At 64.3% G+C, this 19,301-nt stretch carries 20 protein-coding genes, 1 other RNA gene and 1 pseudogene; 7 read left to right on the top strand and 15 right to left on the bottom strand.

All coding sequences use genetic code 11. The features are described 5' to 3' along the window. The first annotated feature begins 178 nt into the window (after nucleotides 1-178). Together BQ7355_RS00505 and BQ7355_RS00510 are read left to right on the top strand one after the other, a co-directional pair. Entirely contained in the window at nucleotides 179-1,282 is a 1,104-nt protein-coding gene (locus BQ7355_RS00505; RefSeq protein WP_072414417.1) for an IS110 family RNA-guided transposase, read from the top strand. Nucleotides 1,283-1,693: 411 nt separating this feature from the next. Next, nucleotides 1,694-2,224 (top strand): pyridoxamine 5'-phosphate oxidase family protein, encoded by a 531-nt coding sequence (locus tag BQ7355_RS00510; RefSeq protein ID WP_072414466.1) that lies wholly within the window; start codon nucleotides 1,694-1,696, stop codon nucleotides 2,222-2,224. Here BQ7355_RS00510 and BQ7355_RS00515 read toward each other — a convergent pair. Together BQ7355_RS00515 and BQ7355_RS00520 are read right to left on the bottom strand one after the other, a co-directional pair. After that, on the bottom strand, nucleotides 2,221-3,483 hold the full coding sequence (locus BQ7355_RS00515; RefSeq protein WP_083581342.1) for an MFS transporter: 1,263 nt from the start codon (nucleotides 3,481-3,483) through the stop codon (nucleotides 2,221-2,223). The genes BQ7355_RS00510 and BQ7355_RS00515 overlap by 4 nt on opposite strands. 99 nt (nucleotides 3,484-3,582) lie before the next feature. Next, the gene (locus BQ7355_RS00520; protein WP_072414419.1) at nucleotides 3,583-4,269 is read right to left on the bottom strand and encodes a TetR/AcrR family transcriptional regulator; all 687 of its coding nucleotides are present in this window, start codon (nucleotides 4,267-4,269) and stop codon (nucleotides 3,583-3,585) included. 272 nt (nucleotides 4,270-4,541) lie between these two features. Between BQ7355_RS00520 and BQ7355_RS00525 the strand changes: the two genes are divergently transcribed. Next, nucleotides 4,542-5,420 carry a class I SAM-dependent methyltransferase gene (locus tag BQ7355_RS00525; protein WP_072414420.1) on the top strand — a complete coding sequence of 293 codons (879 nt, stop codon included), beginning with the start codon at nucleotides 4,542-4,544 and terminating at the stop codon, nucleotides 5,418-5,420. 278 nt (nucleotides 5,421-5,698) lie between these two features. Then, nucleotides 5,699-6,423, top strand: a pseudogene (locus BQ7355_RS00530) (B3/B4 domain-containing protein). A gap of 428 nt (nucleotides 6,424-6,851) precedes the next feature. Here the strand turns inward: BQ7355_RS00530 and BQ7355_RS00535 are convergent. Both BQ7355_RS00535 and BQ7355_RS00540 read right to left on the bottom strand, forming a co-directional pair. Next, nucleotides 6,852-7,355: a DNA-deoxyinosine glycosylase gene (locus BQ7355_RS00535; protein ID WP_072414421.1), complete on the bottom strand. Its 504-nt coding sequence runs from the start codon at nucleotides 7,353-7,355 to the stop codon at nucleotides 6,852-6,854. A 129-nt stretch (nucleotides 7,356-7,484) separates the two neighbouring features. Continuing rightward, nucleotides 7,485-8,249 carry a MerR family transcriptional regulator gene (locus BQ7355_RS00540; RefSeq protein WP_072414422.1) on the bottom strand — a complete coding sequence of 255 codons (765 nt, stop codon included), beginning with the start codon at nucleotides 8,247-8,249 and terminating at the stop codon, nucleotides 7,485-7,487. 148 nt (nucleotides 8,250-8,397) lie between these two features. Here BQ7355_RS00540 and BQ7355_RS00545 point away from each other — a divergent pair, with 148 nt between their 5' ends. Continuing rightward, nucleotides 8,398-8,916, top strand: coding sequence for a GNAT family N-acetyltransferase (locus tag BQ7355_RS00545; protein WP_072414423.1), 519 nt, complete (start codon nucleotides 8,398-8,400; stop codon nucleotides 8,914-8,916). 119 nt (nucleotides 8,917-9,035) lie between these two features. Here BQ7355_RS00545 and dagF read toward each other — a convergent pair whose 3' ends face one another. From dagF to BQ7355_RS00585, 8 genes are all read right to left on the bottom strand, one after another. After that, nucleotides 9,036-9,779, bottom strand: coding sequence for a 2-dehydro-3-deoxy-phosphogluconate aldolase (gene dagF, locus BQ7355_RS00550; RefSeq protein ID WP_072414424.1), 744 nt, complete (start codon nucleotides 9,777-9,779; stop codon nucleotides 9,036-9,038). A gap of 4 nt (nucleotides 9,780-9,783) precedes the next feature. Next, nucleotides 9,784-10,896: a DgaE family pyridoxal phosphate-dependent ammonia lyase gene (locus tag BQ7355_RS00555; protein ID WP_072414425.1), complete on the bottom strand. Its 1,113-nt coding sequence runs from the start codon at nucleotides 10,894-10,896 to the stop codon at nucleotides 9,784-9,786. 72 nt (nucleotides 10,897-10,968) lie between these two features. Further along, entirely contained in the window at nucleotides 10,969-11,625 is a 657-nt protein-coding gene (locus BQ7355_RS00560; RefSeq protein ID WP_205407535.1) for a DUF4310 family protein, read from the bottom strand. 16 nt (nucleotides 11,626-11,641) lie between these two features. After that, nucleotides 11,642-12,367, bottom strand: coding sequence for a DUF4311 domain-containing protein (locus BQ7355_RS00565; protein ID WP_072414426.1), 726 nt, complete (start codon nucleotides 12,365-12,367; stop codon nucleotides 11,642-11,644). Between the two features lie 4 nt (nucleotides 12,368-12,371). Then, nucleotides 12,372-12,701: a DUF4312 family protein gene (locus BQ7355_RS00570; RefSeq protein WP_159430422.1), complete on the bottom strand. Its 330-nt coding sequence runs from the start codon at nucleotides 12,699-12,701 to the stop codon at nucleotides 12,372-12,374. After that, on the bottom strand, nucleotides 12,694-13,062 hold the full coding sequence (locus tag BQ7355_RS00575; protein WP_072414428.1) for an SFCGS family glycine-rich protein: 369 nt from the start codon (nucleotides 13,060-13,062) through the stop codon (nucleotides 12,694-12,696). Before BQ7355_RS00575 ends, BQ7355_RS00570 begins: the two co-directional genes overlap by 8 nt. After that, complete coding sequence (locus BQ7355_RS00580; protein WP_072414429.1) at nucleotides 13,055-13,426, bottom strand: PRD domain-containing protein; 372 nt, start codon at nucleotides 13,424-13,426, stop codon at nucleotides 13,055-13,057. The genes BQ7355_RS00575 and BQ7355_RS00580 overlap by 8 nt, the downstream gene beginning before the upstream one ends. Continuing rightward, nucleotides 13,404-14,528, bottom strand: coding sequence for an amidohydrolase/deacetylase family metallohydrolase (locus tag BQ7355_RS00585; RefSeq protein ID WP_072414430.1), 1,125 nt, complete (start codon nucleotides 14,526-14,528; stop codon nucleotides 13,404-13,406). Before BQ7355_RS00585 ends, BQ7355_RS00580 begins: the two co-directional genes overlap by 23 nt. 280 nt (nucleotides 14,529-14,808) lie before the next feature. Here BQ7355_RS00585 and BQ7355_RS00590 point away from each other — a divergent pair, with 280 nt between their 5' ends. Then, on the top strand, nucleotides 14,809-15,528 hold the full coding sequence (locus BQ7355_RS00590; RefSeq protein WP_072414431.1) for a GntR family transcriptional regulator: 720 nt from the start codon (nucleotides 14,809-14,811) through the stop codon (nucleotides 15,526-15,528). A 96-nt stretch (nucleotides 15,529-15,624) separates the two neighbouring features. Here BQ7355_RS00590 and pflA read toward each other — a convergent pair whose 3' ends face one another. From pflA to ssrA, 3 genes are all read right to left on the bottom strand, one after another. After that, nucleotides 15,625-16,419: a pyruvate formate-lyase-activating protein gene (pflA, locus tag BQ7355_RS00595; RefSeq protein ID WP_072414432.1), complete on the bottom strand. Its 795-nt coding sequence runs from the start codon at nucleotides 16,417-16,419 to the stop codon at nucleotides 15,625-15,627. Nucleotides 16,420-16,553: 134 nt separating this feature from the next. Then, nucleotides 16,554-17,009, bottom strand: coding sequence for a hypothetical protein (locus BQ7355_RS00600; protein ID WP_072414433.1), 456 nt, complete (start codon nucleotides 17,007-17,009; stop codon nucleotides 16,554-16,556). A gap of 320 nt (nucleotides 17,010-17,329) precedes the next feature. Beyond that, nucleotides 17,330-17,697, bottom strand: a transfer-messenger RNA (tmRNA) gene (gene ssrA / locus BQ7355_RS00605). A 252-nt stretch (nucleotides 17,698-17,949) separates the two neighbouring features. On the opposite strand from ssrA, the gene BQ7355_RS00610 reads away from it, so the two are divergent. Then, on the top strand, nucleotides 17,950-19,227 hold the full coding sequence (locus BQ7355_RS00610) for an MFS transporter (RefSeq protein WP_072414434.1): 1,278 nt from the start codon (nucleotides 17,950-17,952) through the stop codon (nucleotides 19,225-19,227). Nucleotides 19,228-19,301 lie beyond the last annotated feature (74 nt).

Below are 19,301 nucleotides of genomic sequence, written 5' to 3' on the forward strand. Positions count from 1 at the left end.
TGCAAATTGGCCCTCGTTCGATTTCCGTATCATGCGCGCGACGGCGCAAGCCCTACCTCGAGACGATATGAGTTGAACATTGGGAGCCCCTCCCCTTGTAGCTCTATCGTGGGTCGGGCGACAATGGTCGTAACGCCAACCGTGGCCGCGCGCCACATGCGACGGAGAGGGGCCCGCCATGTCCAATTATGTCACAGCCATCGGTCTCGACGTCCACGCGAGGAGCATCTCCGCATGCGCCTTCGACCCCATGACCGGCGAGGTGGTCCGGGCCAGGTTCGGCTACGACCCGGCGTCGGTCGCCGAGTGGGTCCTGGGGTTCGAGTCGCCCAGGGCGGTGTACGAGAGCGGCCCGACCGGCTTCCACCTGTGCCGCGCCCTGCGCGCCCTCGGCGTCGACTGCGCCGTGGGCGCCGTCTCCAAGATGCACCGGCCCGCGGCCGACCGGGGCCGCAAGAACGACCGGCGCGACGCCGAGTGGCTGGCCAGGCTCCTCGCCTGCCGCAACGTCGTCGAGGTGTGGGTGCCCGATGACCGCACCGAGGCCGCCCGGGACCTCTCCCGCGCGCTCGAGGACGCCCGCGACGACCTGCAGCGCGCCAGGCAGCGCATGTCCAAGTTCCTGCTCAGGCACGGCCTGGTGTTCGACGAGACGACGCCGGCCGGGCGCCGCAGGTCGAACTGGACCGAGGCGTACTGGAGGTGGGCGAGGTCGATCGAGTTCGGCGAGGCCGACGACGCGGCCGCCTACGAGCACTACATGGACGCCGTGGAGCGCTGCGCCGAGGCCAAGAGGGAGCTCGAGCGCAAGGTGGAGGAGGCCGCCGCGCGCCCCGAGTGGGCGCCTGTCGTCGACGCGCTCTGCCTGGTGAAGGGCATCGACGTCGCGAGTGCCTTCCTGCTCGCCGCCGAGGCCGGCGACTTCTCGAGGTTCCCGACCGCGCCGTCGTTCGCCTCGTGGTGCGGCCTGGCCCCCTCGGAGCGCTCGAGCGGCGAGACGGAGTCGCGCGGCGGGATCACCCGCGCCGGTAACGGCCACGTCCGGCGCGCGCTGGTCGAGGCGTCCTGGCACGTCCCGATGTCGACGAGGCACCCCAAGAAGCCGAGGCCGGGCCACGGGGTCGCGCCGGCCGTGTCGAGGCACGCCGCGAAGTGCAACCGCCGCCTGCAGGACAGGCGGGACGCCATGTCCCAGGCGGGGAAGAGGCCGTGCGTGGCGAACTGCGCGACGGCCCGCGAGATGGCCTGCTGGGTCTGGGCGATAGCGCTCATGGCCCGGTAGCGCCCGCGGCCCCATAGGAGTCCGACCCCGGGGGCTCGCCGCGCTCGAGGCCGTTGGGAGGCCGTTCCAGTCCTTTTTCTGGGCGGCGGGAGACCGCCACGCCCGCCACGAGACTGCGACCGAGCGGAGGCCCCCAGCCGTAGCAACGAGATGCGGTTCCGACCCGCGGATATTAGAGTGCCGAACGTGCGTCGAGCAGACACGCCCTCAAGCGGCGCGGCCACCGGGTGAAGATAGATGGACCCTGCCCTCCGCGGTAGCTCCGCGGAGGGCAGGGCCTTTTTGCCACTTGACAATGTTCAACTCATATTAAAAAGCGCCCGCCCCCTAAATCTCAAATTCGTGCCTGTCCCTTATTTGAGGTGCTACCCTCAAAAGGACCGCACCGCCGTCGCCATGAAGGGACCCACCATGCACCAACCCATGAAGCAACTGCCCAAACGCGCGATCTCCGAAGACGAGGCGCGCGAAATCCTGTACGACGGCGAGTACTGCGTCGTCGCCACCGTCGACGCGGACGGCCACCCCTATGCCACGCCGCTCTCCTACGTGCTCGACGGCGACGTCCTCCTCATCCACACCGGTGCCGCCGGCGGCCAGAAGACCGACGACTGGGAGCGCGACCCGCGCGTCTGCGTTACCGTCGCCGTGGACATGGAGCCCGTCTTCGTGGAGAAGAACGGCGAGCCCGGGTTCTTCACCACGCGCTACGCCAGCGTCATCGCCACGGGCGTCGTGCGACGCGTCACCGACGCCGCCCAGATCCGTCGCGCACTGGCCCAGCTCTGCCTGAAGTACGCGCCCGAATACAAGGACGAGATCGGCGGCGCCATCGAGCGGGAGCTGCCCGTCACCGCCGTATGGGCCATCGACCTCGAGCACATTTCGGGGAAGGCCGGACGCCGCGTCCCCAACGGCAAGGGGGCCGTCGCGCGTCGCTAAACCGCGGAGCGAACCGGCCCCGCCTGCCGACGGCGCAGAAACCGGCGCCACGCCCCGGCGACGACCGCCAACTCGAGCGCGGTCGCGAGCGCGATCGTCCACGCCGGCAGCACGTCGAACAGGACGCCGAAGACGGCCTGGCCGAGCGGCGTGGCGCAGTTCACCAGCGTCATGAAGAGCGCGATGAGCTTGCCCACCAAAGCCGACGGAGCCCCTGCCTGCAACTCCGCCAGCATGCAGGAGCCCATGAGGCCGCCGGACATCGTCGCGAACGCATAGCTCGCCGTCAGGACCAGAAACACCGCCATGGGCGCCATGAAGGCCGCAGGGGACAGCACCCAGGCGGCGACGCCTATGGCCGCCGCGATTCCGCCCACGTAGGGCGCCGAACGCCTCAACGAGAAGCGCCGCGGCGCGATGGCCAGCAGGCTGTGGCCCACCAGGCTTCCCGCCCCCATCGCCATCTGGGCAAACGAAGCATACGCCGCGGGGAGCCCCAGCGTGATGGTGACCACGTACACGGTGCCCACGCTGATGAGCGCGCCCGCCGACACGTTCACGAAGGTCGCCGTCGCCATACCGCCCAGCAGCAGCGGCTTGTCGCGCAGATAACGGACCGCCTCGGCCAGGTCGTCGCGGACCATGGCGATCGCACCGCCCTCCCACGAAGCGGGCTCGCAGGGAAACCGCACCGCGAGCGCCACCACCGCGCCGGACAGCGCGAACGCGGCGAGCGACACCCAGACCACGGGCACCAGCCCCACCGCACCGTAGACCGCCGCACCCACCACGGGTCCGCTGAGCGTGGTCAGGCTGCCGATCTGGCTGACGAGCGCCACGCCGCGCGGCACGTCGGGGGCGGCGAGGACGAACGGCACCGTCGACTGGATCGACGGCTGGTAGAGCGCCTGCGCCATGAACGAGGCCATGGTGGCGAACACCACCAGCGCAAAGGGGTCCCCGGTATCCTTGAGCGCGAGAAACACCAGCAGCACGGCGACCAGCGCGGCGTTCACGCCCATCATGATGCCGCGCTTGCGCGTGCGGTCCGCCAGCACGCCGCCGATCGGGCTCAGCAGCGTATAGGGCACGAAGCCGCATGCGATCGCCAAGCCGAAGCGCGTGCCGGAGCCCGTCACGTCGAGCAGGTAGAGCGGCAGGACGAACTGCAGCACCTCCTGGCCCAGCAGCGAGCAGAACTGCGCGAGCAGGATCAGCGCGAACGTGCGCCTATCCGATTTCCCAACCATCGTTCCCATCGAGGCCGCCCTCCCGTACGTTTATACATACTGTTGGTATGTTATTTACTGCTGAGAAAAACCGCCGCAGCGGTTCCTCTCCCACATGCGCCCGCGGGGCTATCCCCGGGGCCGCGCGCCTTCATCCGCGAGCGAGCCTCCATAACGGCGCCGCCAGGTTTCCAAGCTCACCTGCGGATCCAGCACGATGTCCAACCCCATGCCCTTCATAAAGGCATTCATGAACGCCACGCGCCGTGCCTGCTCCTCCTCATCGTGTGCAGGGAAGAAGGCCGGAACGCACCACAAGTTGTTGAGCAGGGCGATCGCCTCGGCAAGCTCGCGCGGATACTCGGTCTGGATGGTCCCGTCCTCCACGCCCTGCTCGATCACGGGCACCATGAGCTCATGGGCGCTCACGGCGAACAAATCGCGATACTCGGTGGCGAGCATCCGCGGGTTCCTCATGGGATCCAGCTCGGGGTCGGCCTGGGAGAAGAAGGCCGAGTCCACTCCGCGCGCACCGTTGTCGAACATCGCCTGAATCTTCTCGCGACCGGTCATGCCCTCGGCATCGCGAATCTTACGCAACCGCTCCACGCCGGGCGCCATCACGCGGTCCATGGCGGCGAAGAAGATCTCCTCCTTACTCGAGAAATGATGGTAGACCGCCCCCTTGGTGAGCCCGCCGAGCTCGTCGATGATGTTTTGCATGCTCGTCTGCTCGTAGCCGCGCTCGACGAACAGGCGCATCGCGACGTCGAGGATCTTCGCGACCGTCTCCTCGGGGTGCTTGTTTCTCGCCATAGCGTGCCCGCCTCCTCATACATACTATTGGTATGTATAGTAGTCTTGAATGCACCCCGCCGCAAGAGACGAGACGATGCAGCATGCGCGGGGCGGCTCCGCACGGGAACCTCAGAAAAGGGACAGGCACTAATCTGAGGCAGAGGTTAATCCGAGACTGCTGGCTGCGATGACTGTCGGCTTCGCATGTTACGTCGAACGTCCCGCCTCAAATTAGTGCCTGTCCCCTTTTTGAGGCGGCCATCCGAACCAGGCGAAGGGAAGAAGCAACCATGAACAGCGAGCAAATCCGCATCGACGAGAACCGCGCCAGCTGGGACGACCGCGCCGAGGTCCACGCGCGCGGCGGATACGGCGACCTCTCCGCCCTCACGGACGACCCGCGCGCCATCACGAGCGTCGCCCGCAGGGACTACGAGGCGTTGAAACCGCACCTGCCGCGCAACTCGATCGAGGGCCTCAAGCTACTCCATCTGCAATGCCACATCGGCACCGACACCCTCTGCTGGCCGCGTCTGGGCGCGGCCGAGACCTGGGGGCTGGACTTCTCGCCGTGCGCCCTCGCCCACGCGCGCGAATTCGCACGCCAGGCGAACGTCGCGGTTCACTACGTGGAGGGCGATGCGCGATGCGCGGTAGATGCGCTCCACGATCACGCCGGCACCTTCGACGCCATCGTGACCAGCGCCGGCACGATCACCTGGCTGCCCGATCTTATCGATTGGGCGCGCTCCATCGAGCGGCTCCTCGCTCCCGGCGGCGTCTTCATGATCCGCGACGACCACCCGCTGCTCGCCGCGCTCGGCTTCAGCGGCATGGGCATCTGCGGCGACTATAAAACCGGCGCGCTCAGCTCCTACGACATGGACGTCACCTACACCACCGATCCCGGCAACGACGCCGCGCAGAAGCTCGCGCACACCAGGAACCACAACTGGACGCACGACTTCGCAGAGATCGTGGGAGCGCTCTTGGGCGCCGGCCTCTCCATCGAAGCGCTCACCGAAGACGAGGTGGCCGAGTGGCGATCGCTCCCCATGCTCGAGTTCCACGCCGCAGACGAGTCGTGGCGCCTACCCGAAGGGTCGCCGCGGCTGCCCCTCATGTTCACCATCGTGGCCCGCAAACCTCAGAAAGGGGACAGGCACTAATCTGAGGCGGGGCTCCGGCAGGAAGCGGCACGCAAGCAGCCTGCGCCCTCGACATCACGCCCGTTTGCAGACCACCGCCTTCGATGCGGCGTCTCGATTTGTCGCCATCCTCAATTTGAGGTTTCACGCCCCTGGCGCTAGACTAGCAAGGACATATTCGCCCCCTTCTCCGGATGGGAGCGGCGCGCGAGCGCTCACGTGCCGGCACCGTAGGACGTTGAAGGTGGCCGGCGGGTGGGCGCTCCTTTTCATAGCGCCCGATGGAATAGGAGTGCATCATGAAGAAGTTCGTCACCGACACCTCATTTTGGAAGCTCTTTCCCGGCGCGTCGTTCGGCGTCGTCGTCGCGCACGGCATGAGGCCCGCGGCGGACGTGGCGCCCGAGGACGCCGCGGCCATCGAGCAGCTGCTCGCGCGCGCCAACGCGCAAGCCGAGCGCCACCTGGAGTCGCCCACGCTCTCCGAGAACGCCCCGGTGCGCGTATGGCGCCAGGCCTACCAGCGGTTCAAGACCAAGCGAGGCGCCCGCCGCTCCATCGAGAACCTGCTCAAGCGCGTCCTCAAGGGCATCCCGTAGGTAGCATCTCGCCGTCCGTCGACATCTACAATGCGATCTCGCTCAAGTACGCGCTGCCCCTCGGCGGCGAGGACATCGACGCCTTCCAGGGCGACCTCGTCCTGCGCGTCACCGAAGGCGGTGACGACTTCACGCCGCTTGGCGAGGGCGCCGAGAACGACCCGACGCTCTCCGGCGAACTCGCCTACCTGGACGATGCCGGCGCCGTCTGCCGCTGCTGGAACTGGCGCGACGGCGTGCGCACCGCGCTCACCGACGAAACCGAGAACGCCTTCCTCATCGTGGAGTGCGCCGACCCCGCGCGCGTCGAAGACTGCCGCGCCGCGACCGATGAGCTCGCCGAGCTGGTGGAGCGCCACCTGGGCGCGACGATCGCCGTCCAGGAACTCGTGACGAGCGAGAACCGCGAGGTCGTCATCGCCTGACCCCGGACCCTCGAAACTGCCCAGCGATGGACGCGGTGACCGTCCTGCTGCGTCCATTCTGTACAAACTGGTCAGAATAGGTTGATTTCGCGCCGATAGGACCTCTCTGAGTCCGTCCTGGAGACCACTCCATCGACCCAGCGCGCACCGACCGCGTCAAATTGAGGCGCTTCCGCATCAGGAGCCGCATATCTTGGGTCTCTTGACCATTTCAACCGCAACGCGCTGCCTTTCCCAAGAGATAAAGGGCCATCACCGGCGCGATATTGATCCATTTTGACCACACTTTGAAACACGAAGCGGTGAAACAGGAATGCTCAGGTACATCCGGCGCTGCGACCGGCTAAGCCCACGGGCAACGCACGGACGCGGGCCGAAAACAACAGGCACGCCTTCGCCCCCGTCTCCGTGCCAGCCCCTTCAGCACCCTAAGGCGCTCGCAAGCCTTCCCGCCAGCATTCAATCAAGCGTCCTTCGGACCATGCGGCGTTGGCGGGACTCGTCGAGGGCAGCACGACGGCCCGCATACCCGTTTGCACCTCAAGGTGGCGCTTGTAGAGACGCGCGGACGTCGCGCCGTTGCAAATCACCCGCTCGATGGGAGCCACCTCGAGAATGCACTCGATACGCGCAGGCACGACATTTCTGATCGACGCATCGCTCGAGCCTTTAATATCGCAGCTCTCGATCACGTCCCACAGCGCGATGCCGTGCCGAAGCAGCAGCATCCGCTTGGCCGCAAGGTCATGATCGCCCGGCACCTCTTCACCCAAGCAGGCGGCGATCACGCGCCAAAAACGATTGCGCGGGTTGCCGTAGTAGAACTCATTCGTACGAGAAAGGGCCGAAGGAAACGATCCGAGCACGAGCGTACGGCTGTGCCTATCGAACACCGGATCGAACGGCTGAACGATATGCTGGTACTCTGCCATCTCAACCCATCCTTTCAGCCCGAACCCGCGATGGCCGAATGCGCATCGCGCCCGCATCCCCACCCGCAACTGATGCGCGCCGGTGCCCGGTGTGCCCGAATTCGGCCGCCCGCGCTCGAGTCAAGCGCCTCAGCGCGCATGGGCATCTATCGCGTCACGCAACCAGGCGGCGCAGCCCGCAAGCCTTCGGTCGTAATACGCGCGAAAGCGGTCGTCGCGCATGTACATTTCAGCAAGGCCCCGATGGGCGGCGGGGCTATACGACGGCCAGGTGTACCCCAGCCACTCCCTATGCAGCGCGCACAGATGCGCACCGAGCTCCCCCTCCGGGTCCGCGCCGAATTCGACCGCACGCTCGACGTCGGTACGGATCTCCTCCTCAAGCCGCCTCCATCTCTCGAATTCGGCAGGCCCGAGCCCCATGACCTTCTGTGCGGAAGCATCGACCGCAACGTCCCCGTAGCGCGCACGCGCCTCCATGCCGTGAGCCTCTTCGTTGCTCTCGACCATCGCGCGCTTCATGCCTTCGAACTTCTCTCGATCGCTCATGGCTACCCCTTCCCTCTCACAGCGCAACGTCGCCTCCACCGTCTCAATCAGGCGATCGATCTCGTCGCGTTCGCGGCGCAAGCGCTCCAGATGCTTAATAAGAAAACCTGCCCGTTCAGACGGCTCGGCGCACAGGCACTCGGCGATCCGCGACAGCGGCACCCCCGCTCTGCGGAGCAGCAGGATCTCCTGGAGACGGTCAAGATCGCTCGACATGTAGCGCCGATACCCGTTCGCCATCCGCCTGGGAGCGATCAGCCCCGCCTCCTCGTACAAGCGCAGGGCGCGCGGACTCACTCCGCTCATCCGCGACACCGCGCCGATACCGTACCCCTCATGCGCCATCGGACACGTCCTTCCCTCTTGTCATGCCCAGCTTAAACCCTAACTCTACGTTAAGGTCAAGGGCAGACGGCAGCTGGACAGAAGATGCCGCCGGAGCGCCACTGAGATACACTGACCGGATAAAGTCCCGAGTCGAAAGGAAGCAACCATGGATATCCACACGGACCGCCTCGTCCTGCGCCCATGGGACGATGCGGACGCACCCGCCCTGTTCGAACTCGCCCGCGATCCGCGCGTGGGGACGGCGGCGGGCTGGCCTCCGCACACCGCGGTTGAAGAGAGCCTGGAGATCATTCGCAACGTCCTGCGCGGTCCGGAGCAGTACGCGATCGCGCGCAAGGACGGTACGCTCGTCGGAGCAATCGGCCTGATCGGCCACGAACGCTGCAGCTATGTCGAGGCGGAAGATGAGTTCAGCGTGGGCTATTGGATCGGAGCGCCGTTCTGGGGACACGGTTACGCCCCCGAGGCCCTCCGAGCCCTCATGGAGCACGCGAAACGCGACTTAGCGGCCCGCGCGATCTGGGCGGACCATTTCGAGCAGAACGAAGCTTCCCATCGCGTGATGGAGAAATGCGGACTCGAATACGTGCGTCGCCAGCCCGCAGCAGAAATGCCCTTCACCGGCGAAAACAGCACGATCGTCATCATGCGCCGGGAGCTTTAACGCAAAAAGCGCGAGCCCTGAACCGCCTCCAGTCGCATCACGAAAACGCGCGCAGACGTCAACGGCGTCTGCGCGCGGCGTGTGCATATGATAGAGGAGCGTGTATTTCGGCTGCGGGACTAGCCGACGAGCTCCCTGACAATCACCATGAGGTTCTCGACCTCGTCAATCTTCGTGCAGCCGGTCTCCTTATCGATAATGGAGCTGTACACATGCGGGATGATCTTGGGCACGCCGGCGTCCAGGATGATCTGCATGATCTCGCGGAAGTTCTCGGGCGTGATGCCACCGGTGGGCTCGAGGCAGAAATCAGCCTCGGCGCAGGCCTGCGCGACGACGCGAAGCTCGTCGGCGCACTTCAGTCCTCCCATGGGGAAGAACTTAATGGAGTTTCCGCCCATCTCCTTAATCATGGCGATGGCGGTCGCCACGGGGATGTCGGCAGGCTCGGAGCACTCGCGGGACAGCGGGCCGGTGGAGACGCGCACGAGGCCGGGCGTCCCCGAGGGCGAGATCATGGCATTGATGTGGCAGTCGTCGTTGCCCACGTTGGCGCGCGTCCAGCCCACGGCGCAGAAGGCCTGGTTGAAGTGGTGCGCCTTGATCTTCTTGGCCACTTCGGCCACGGCGCGCCACTGGTTGGGGTTGCCGCCGCCCAGGCCGACCGAGAGGTTGCCCTCGAGCACGTCCATGTACTTCTCCATGTCCTCGATCGCGCTCGAGACATCCGGGTAGTCGGCGGTCAGGACGCCGACCTCGACGTGCTTCTCGGCGGCCGCGTAGATCTCGCGGGCGTTGTCCAAGCTTCCCGCCAGGACATTGAGGCACACGCGGTCGTTGTAGTAGTTGATTCCAGTGGCCATAGTGTTATCCCTCCATAATAATCGATTGAAGTTTCTCGACGATGAGCTCCTTATCGCCCTCGACGAGCGGACGCGGATCGAAGTCGATCTTGCCGAGGTTCAGGAACTCCGTGCGGGTCCACACGGTCGGATCGCCCGCCAACAGCGCGTCGTTGACCTCCGACATCGTCCTGCCGACAACGGCGCCAGCATCGAGCTCCACGCGGCAGCGCCAGATGGCACGCCCCGCCTCGTCCTGAATCACCTGGGCCTTCAGGCCCCCGATGGCTCCGATATGGTCGGCAAGCCACGTCGCGGTGTCGAGGTTATGGCGCGCCTGCGCCTCGTGATCGCGCTCGTCGTACTGGTCGAGCGCTTCGAGCAGGCCCATGATCTGCTCCTTGCCGACCTTCATGGCGCGGCCGATGCCGTGGTACTGCTTGCGGACCGCATCGATGATGTCCGCGCGGCCGCAGACGAACCCGGACGTCGTCGCCTCGAGCGCCTTCGCGCCGCTGTAGCAGACCAGGTCGGCGCCGAGCGCGATGTACTTGCGGAAATCCTCCTCCGCGGCGCAGTCCATCATGAACGGAAGGCCATGCTTGTGTGCGATATCGCGCATGGTCTCGATGTCGACCATGCCCTTCTGGACGCAATGGTGGCTCTTCACGTAGAAGAGAGCGGCCGTCTTGGCAGTGATCGCCTCCTCGATATCGGCCGGCACGACCTCGTTCGCGCAACCGACCTCGACCGGAACGCCTCCGCCCAGGCGAATCATCGTGGGCATGGGTGCGCCATACTCCACCGAATGGCCCTTCTGGATAACGATCTCGTTAGGCAGGCCCGTCGAATCGGGCAGACGAGCAACGTCACTCCACCTGCCGCGCGTGACAAGCGCGGCAACCGATAGCGCGATGGCGGCCGATGCGCACGAGGTGGGGCAGGCGTCCTCCGCCCCCGTGTGCTCGGCGATCAGCTCCCCCGCACGCTTCATAAGGTCGTCGATCACCACGTAGGACTGACCGCCCGCCACAGCCGCCCGAGCGACCCTGTCGCTGATGGTGGACACGCCGAGCTTCGTCATGCGGCCGCTCGCGTTGATGACGCGGGGCAGGCCGATCTCCGTGTAAACGCTCATGTTCCCCTCCTTATCGCGCGCCCGGCAGTATCACCGGGCGCGCAGCGTTCGTTACATGGATGCGAGAATCGTCTAGGGGATGAAGATCGCGCCCATGATCATGGCACCCAGGATCGCGCCGCCGGTCATCTCCTTGCCCCACTTGTAGAAAATGGCGGAGCCGATGATCGCGCCGATGCCTGCGTACACGTTATAGGAGGCGGCGCAGATGACGATCATGGGAGCGAGATAGCGTCCGGACGCGTTGCCCGCGCCCATCATGATGCCCGTGCCGCCCACGGCGACACCACTCGGGACGAGCTTGCGGATCGCGATGATCACGCCACCGATGACGACGCCCACGATGGCACCGAACAGGAGCGCGACGAAGAAGTTGGACAACGGGAAATCCCAGCCCATGGAGAGCAGCAGGCCCGGGATACCGATGCCCACGCCGGTCATGAGGGAGCCGCCGATATCGAGAAGACCGACGAGCGGGCCCTCGAGGATGCGCGCAATCAGGAAGCCGGCGGCGAAGCCCGCGGCGGCGCTATAATCGCCCGTCTCCATGCCACCCTGAAGCATGGCCACAATGGAGACCTCGTTGAAAGCGCCGGTGCCATGGCTGATATACAGATACGTGCCGGCGAAGATCGAGGCCGCCGCACCCATGACGAGCAGGATGAAAGTCCAATCCTTCATCAGGAGTTCGTTAAGCTTGTCCATGAAGGACAGGTTTTCCTTTTCCATTCCGTTCACTCCCCTCTTAAGCCGCGGCAACGAAGAACTGATCGAAGAACCCGCGGAAATACGCAATGGCCACGAACATGATGACGACGACCGCGATCAGGATACGCACGACGTTGGACTTGTAGCCGTTCTCCTCGGCGGACTTGCCGACCAGGATGCCGAGCACGAGGCCGGGCAGCGCGTTACCGGTGACCAACGCGGAAACGCCGCCGAGGACCGTCGCCCACATGCCGCACATCTTGCCGCCGTCGATCGCCGCCAGCCAGAAGATGGCAGGCATGACGGGATTGATGAGATAGGTGGTCGCGGGCACCAGGACCTCGGAAGCGATCGTGGAGAGCTTCTCGGGGATAACCGCGGACAGGGTGTTCAGGAACGCAACCACGACGGCACCCACACCCGCTCCGGCGAAGAGCATCTTCGCGGGATTCTGCAGGGTTTCCTCGACATTCTTGTTGCCGAACAGCAGGATGCTCGCCGCCCAGTTGGGGACGATGCGGTGGAAGACGTCCTGGGTGAGCGCGCCTGCCGCGACGGCGGATGCTGCGGACGAGAACAGGAAGCCCAGGCCGAACGAGAAGTGCGAGATCGGGTCCCCGCCACAGGCGTTCAGCTCGCCCAGGGTGCGGAACGACCCCATGGCCTGGACCTCGGGGGCGCGGAACATGCGCGCCGCGCCCGCTGCCAGGCAGCCTCCGCCGACCGCACCGATGATCAGCGAATAGATGAGTACCTCAATCATGTGTCTATCCCCTTTCGTTGATGTTCAGGTATTTCACATCCACGACGATGCGAGCCGTCACCTCATAGGTCTTTTTCTGACGAGGCCAGAAGAACAGCATGAAGTGCTCGGTGGTCTCCTCCACATCGACCTGATCGAAATACACGGCTTTCGCCTCCATGTGGATAATGGGCTGCGAAATCTCCTGGAAGATCTGTTTGCGCATCTTCTGGAACAGCTTTCCCGTGAGATCCTGGAGCGACTCGCCCCGGGCGCTCACGGTCATGGTGTGCTCCATTTCCTCCAAAAGCTGCACATCCGATCCGTCTGCAGCGACGCGCTTATCGCTACTCATCCCCATGCGCCTCGCGGTAGGCCTGCACGAGACGCTCACCCAGCTCCTCGGTATCCAAAAATCCCAGCCCGACGACCTTGCAACCCTCCTTGACGGCAGTGCATGCCGCATCAACACTGCGAAGCTCGTAGCGTGCCGGGTAACCGTACTTGGTCTGAGCGGTCAGCGCACCGGCGCCACCGCTACCGCACTGGCTGACGCCCAAATCGGCGCCCATCTCATTCATGACGTCACCAAGCTTCATATCCGCCGCCATGCCCGGAATCACGTACGCCTTGCCGCCGGCCTTCTCCACACCTCGGGCAATCGCATCACCCTTGCCCAGCCGGTGTCCGATAACGACGAGTATTTCCTTACTCATTGCCCTGATCCCCTTTCTTCGCCATGGCAACATCAAGATGCGTCGCGAGCATTAACACCTCGGTCTTGTCGGGCTCCTGACCCGCTTTCTTGAACGCACCGCCCACGAGTTCCTCTGCCATGGAGCGGGCGCGATCGGTCAGCTCCGAGAACAGTCCCTCGTCCATGGGCGGCACGTACTCGCCCGTTTGGATGCGCTTGAGCAGGCACATCACGTGGTTGGAAAACATCAAGTCGGCGACCTCATCCATCGTCACGCCCAACGTATCGTAGATGCGTCCAATTGCCTCGTACTCCGCGCAGATAGCCTCATCGACATCGGCGAGGTTCTGGCAGCGCTCCTTAAGCTCGGTCGATGACAGCACTCGTATCACCCCTGCTGTAAATCGTCGTGTGCACGCGCATGCGCCGATCGAGCACCACGCGCTCCCCCATCGCGTCCTCGACGGTCTCGCAGACCTCATCGACCGTGACGATGTTGAGGTCGGCGACCATGCCAGGCGCTATTTCGCCCAAGCCAGAGAGTCCGAAGTAGCGCGCGGGCGCACTCGTGCATTTTGAAATAGCGTCCTCGAAAGGCTCGCCACATGCCATGACTTTAGAGAGCGTCGTGGCCATATCGAAAACCGGGCCGCCCCAGTTCTGCACATGGAGGTCGCTCGAGATGGAATCGCAGTCGAATCCCGCCGCCATGGCGCGCTGATACGTCTTGAACGCGAAGCTCGCCACACCGTGGCCCACATCGAAGCGGACGCCGCGCTGGCGACCCCTTACGGCCTGCGCAATGATCGTGCCGTCCTCGTTCAGGATGCCGCCCGGCTTCCCGTGGAAGGCATGCGTGATGATGTCCCCGGTGTCGAGCAGGTCGATGACCTCGCCAAGCGCCGGAGGATAGTTGCCCACATGGACCATGAGCGGGAGCTTAAGCTCATGAGCGGTCTGAGCCGCCACGGAAATCGGCGCAAGGCCCTGGTCGCCGACGACGCTCGCACTCGCGCGCGCCTTCAGTCCCACGATGTTGTCCGCATGCGCCCGCGCACACGCCATCGCCGATGCGACGTCGACCTTCGCCGGGTCGTCGAGCTCGTGCCCCCGGATAAGGCCCTCGCGCGATATGTTCAAAAGCGTGAACACCTTTGTCTGGGCGGTATCGATATAGTTGGATCTGAAATCATCATAGGTATCCGATCCGCTGCTGCCCGCGTCCACGATCGTCGTGGCGCCGCGGTCCAGACCCAGGACATCGGGGGACAGACCTAAAAACGCCTTGGGATAGCAATGGGTGTGGATGTCGATGAACCCGGGCGTGACGTAGCGCCCCTTCGCGTCGATGACCTCCCCCTGAGCCTCCAGGTCGCTGCCAACCTCCGCAATGCGACCGTCCTTGACAACGATGTCGCCAGCATCGCCGTGCAGCCCGTTGACCGGTGATATCAACCGTCCGTTCTTGATGGTCAGAGTCTTCACGCAATCGCCCTCCTTGTGTTGAGAACCCTGGCTTGCGCCCCTCGCCGACCAGCACGGATCCGATACGCCCGTTCCTCCTTCGTAACCGCGACGCTTCATGATCCGTATCAGTACGGTTTGAATATTATCCCGGTATACTTTCAAATGTGTTTCGATTTATATAAACGGTCATAACGAGACGGTAAAAGGCTGTATGTCGGTTTTATAAGACCCGATTTCACATGCAGGGGTAGAATGATTAGAAGTTTCGAAGCCACACTGTAAGGAGGGGCGGCAGCCGGTGTATAAGTACGAGGAGATCGCTGAAGATATCGAAAACGCCATCAACGACGGCCTCCTCAAGGCATATGACCAGCTGCCCACCGTCAAGGAGCTCTGCCAGACCTATAACGTCAGCAAGAGCACGATCACGCAGGTCATAAACGAGCTTTCGAACCGAGGCCTCATCGCGCGCCGCCGCGGGTCGGGCATGTACGTCAAGAGCATCGCCACTGAGGCCGACTCCTATTGGAACAAGTACAACCAGATCGTTAACGATGCCGGCGACGACGCTCGAGGTGGCGAAAAGCCCGTGACGATCGAGGTCTACGACTTCAACGTCGTACAGCCGGAACCCGCCGTCTGCCGCGCACTCGACCTAGAGAAGAAGAGCTTCACGTACAGCGTCACGCGCGGACGCAAGCAGGCGGGCGAAACGTTCCTACTCGAGTACATCTTCATCCCGCTCGAGCTGGCGGCGAGATTCAAGTACGAGTACGCGAGCAAGCCTATCCGGACGTTCATCGAGCGCAATCTAGGCCTGAAGATAGGAAGCGCCCACAAATCGGTCCGCGCCGTTATGCCCACCACGGAGGAGCGGGCGCGGATGCAGATCGCCTACGGCACACCTCTCCTGGAGATTGAGCAGATTGGCTTCTTGGCGGACGGTCGGCCGTTCGAGTACATCCTGTCGCACTACCGAGGCGATAAATATGAGTTTCGAACCGTTGACAGCCTGTAGAACCTTTTAATCGGCAACGCTCAACGCCCTTTTATCCGACGAAGGGTCAAACCCCCTGGGCCAACCGAGGTCGAAGCAAGGCTACGGACAACCGCCCTATGCGCGGCCCACACGCATGCCGCGCAGCACGGCTTCGCGAAGGGCGGGTATGCGCGCCTTGTCCATAGGCTCCACGCCCGCAAGGCGATAGGGTATCCCTAGCTGCTCGTATTTCGAGACCCCCATCACGTGGTAAGGCAAAAGCTCGAGCCCCACCACGTTGCGCCACGGGGCGATCAGACGCCCGAGGGCCTCGCATTCCTCCTCGCTGTCCGTGATGCCGGGGACGATGACGTGACGAATCACCGTCTTGATGCCGCGGCGCGCCAGCTCGGCGCCGAACGCAAGGATGCGCTCGGGGTCGCGCCCCGTGAGCTCGCGATGGCCCGCGGGGTCGGAATGCTTGATGTCGAGAAGCACCATGTCCGTCTCGTCGAGGACGGCGGAGAAGCGCTCGAGGTGCTCCGGGTCATACGCGTACCCGCAGCTGTCGAGACAGGTATGGACGCGCCCGGCAGGGCGCTCGTGCATCGCACGGAACAGGTCGGCGATGAACTCGGGCTGGAGCAACGGCTCTCCACCGGAAACCGTGATGCCGCCCGAACGATAGAAGGCGCGGTTGCTCTCGAATTCCGAAACGAGGGTCTCGACCGATACGAGGCTCCCCGCATCGACGGCCCAGGTGTCGGGGTTGTGGCAGTATGCGCAACGCATGGGGCACCCCTGTGTGAAGACCACGAAGCGGATCCCCGGCCCATCGACCGTGCCCATGCTCTCGATCGAATGGATGCGGCCGATTGCATAGGCGGAATCCTCCGCGTGCGCGTCCGTCTCGATTACCCTCTGCGCCATGCCGCCGCCCTTTCAATCTCCTATGTGATCGCAGCCATTTTAGACGAAACGCGACGGCCCCTCATCAAGAAGGACCGCCGCGAAGCAATCGACGCTAGAGCAACGCGACGCGCATCGCGTCGCGTCTTCCGACCTTACGCCCTCTCAAGGACAGCCATGATGGAAGGCGCTTCCGACAGGCGCTCCTCCGCGTCATCGTTGCCCTGGGACGCGATGGCGGCGAGGGCGCGGCAAAGCCACGTTCCGACGGAACGGTGACCGGCACCGCGCGAAGAGGCGACGCGCGCGATCCGACGCGCCGCACCGTACAGGTCGGCCTTCAGAGACCCCTGAACGATGGCACCGTCGAACCATTCCGCAGCGACCCCGGTGCAATCGCTCACGCTGCGGGCAGCATCGCGAACGGCCTGCAGGCGCGCTGCACGCTCGGCATCGGGCAACTGCTGGCCCAGCGCATGCAGCGTATCAACGACAAGGCCGGTCGGCATATTGGATGCACCGGCCATCTTATCCGACTCGATCGCTTTTGCGACGGTCGCGCCGAGACCGACCAGGGCCTGGGCAAGCTGCTCGTTCTGTTCGTCGTACATGTCATCCTCCCTGCAGGTATGTACCGATGAAAGATATTTTCGCCTATCGTACAGATTGAAAAATATTCTGCAAGTTTATCTGCGCAGCCTTCATGCGACGTCGACAAGCGAAAGATGCGAACAACCGTATCTTTCGTCGCGCTACATTCGTATGCTTACGTTTCAAGGGTCATCGACGAACGGGCCGGCGGCATCCGCCATGCAGATGCGAGCCCGCCGCGACGCCAGCGCGTCTTGCGCGCTGCACAGAGTTCGATGCTCCGCGGCTCATACGCAAAACAAAACCGCTGGCAGCTATATGCTACCAGCGACATAACATTTGGTGGAGCCGCGGAGAATCGAACTCCGGTCCACGAAAGCCCCCTGATCGGCATCTCCAGGCTCAGTCGCTCGTTTGATCTCGGACGCGTTGCGCGGAGCGACACGCTCGCGGCGTCCCAACCGGTTCGATCTTAGCCCGCGCCATACCGATCACGTGCGCGGGAGCATTCCCCTAAGATGACGTCGCGCCGGTGTCGGGGAAATCACCGGGTTGACGCGCCGCTATCTAACTAAGCAGCGAGAGCCAGCTGAGGCTCAAAAGAAGAATTCTTGTCAATTCATTTTGACGGTACCCCTGTTTAGCGTGGCGAGGAGACCACGGCCTGCTTCCTCTCTCAGAGCTATCGTGTCGAAACCAGTCGGCCCCTCATGGCGAGGGTCGTGCGGGCGCATGCCCGCTGGCCGCCGCTTGATGCGGCGTCGACCTGTCAAGGTTCAAGGCGGCAGAGGCGCCACCTGAAAACAATATAGTAGCATGATGAAGACTTCGCCGCACGCCGTCTGCAAAGCCACACGTCCCGACACCCAAGCATGTCCGGAGATCGGAGACGCATCGTCGCAAACGTTGCGCTAGACTTGCGTCACGAGCAGCATACGAAACGTTCGCACGGAGCAGCCCATGCCCGCACCCGCCTCTCAGTCCCACGACCCCGCCGCGGTTCGCCAGCAGGCCGCGGCCCTCATCGCTGTCAGGATCCTCCTCTATCTCGGGGGCATGTCGTCCTACTTCATCGGCGTGCTCGGCACCCTCACCTTCACGTTGGGCGGAGGCGTCTTCGATAACGCCATCGCCGTGGGGCTCCTCAACCTGTTCATGACATTTGGCTCCATGCAGAGCGGAACCTTGTTGGATCGCCTCGGCATGCGCGCGCATTTCCGCATCTGCGCCTCGTCCCTTGTCGTCATAGGCCTGCTCTACCAAGTGCTCGCCCGCTCGGTTCCCGGTCTCTACCTCGGAGCCGCGCTATTCGGTTACGCCATGGGCGCCGCCGACGTTATCCCCCGGTCCTATCCCGCATATCTCACCGACCGCGTCGACGAGCTCAAGCGCATCAACTCGGGCATCACCGTCGCCACCAACGTCAGCATCATCGTCGGACCCCTCGTCGGCGGCGCCATTGCCACCGTCGCCCCCACCCAGACCGTCTTCCTCTTCATGACCGCCTGCTCCCTGCTCGCCTTCGTGCCGGCCGCCGTCATGCGCCCCTTGCGCACCTTGCGCCAGGGCAGCGGGAAGGGCGGGAAGGATCGCCCGGACGCGCTCTACGGATTCAAATCGATACGCTCCTCCCGCGTGCTCAACCTGCTCTTCTGGTGCACCATGCTCTCCTTCCTCGGCTATGGCGCGTTCGATCCGCTCGAATCGCTCTTCTATCGCGATGTGCTCCGGGTCGGGGCGTCTTGGATGGGATGGCTCTCGGCGCTCTCCGGCGTCGGGGGTATCGTCGGAGCGTTCGCCGTGGGCGCCATTCCGCGGCATCACGTCAACGTTCGAACCCTGCTCACGGTCCTCGCGCTATCAGGCGGCGGCAGCCTTCTGTATGTCTCCACCTCGGATGTCCGCATCGCTTGCGCAGGACAGCTCGCCCTCGGGTTCTTCTTCGCCGCGTTCGGTCCCATCAAGGACACGCTCATCCAGGTGCACACGCCCCTGGAGAACATCGGGCGCGTCAACGCCGCCATGACTGCAGGGTTCAACTTCGCCGGCGTCGTGCCGCTGTTCGCCGCGCGCGCGCTCGCAGCGATGCTCGGGGTCCAAGGAACGCTCGTCGCCGCGGGCGTGACGGTCACGCTCGTGCCCATCTGCCTATTCCTCGTCAAGCGCAAGCAGCTGCAGATCATGGTCGCCCAGGAGCGGGCGTACTGTGGTCGCGAGCCCGGTGACGGCGCGCTGTAAAACTTCCGGGCAGCAGAAGGATGCGCCGCACGGCGGCGGCGCCCGACGCTAAAATAGACGCCGACACGATCGCG

The organism is Collinsella phocaeensis, assembly GCF_900119895.1.
In the GTDB taxonomy this organism is placed as follows: domain Bacteria; phylum Actinomycetota; class Coriobacteriia; order Coriobacteriales; family Coriobacteriaceae; genus Collinsella; species Collinsella phocaeensis.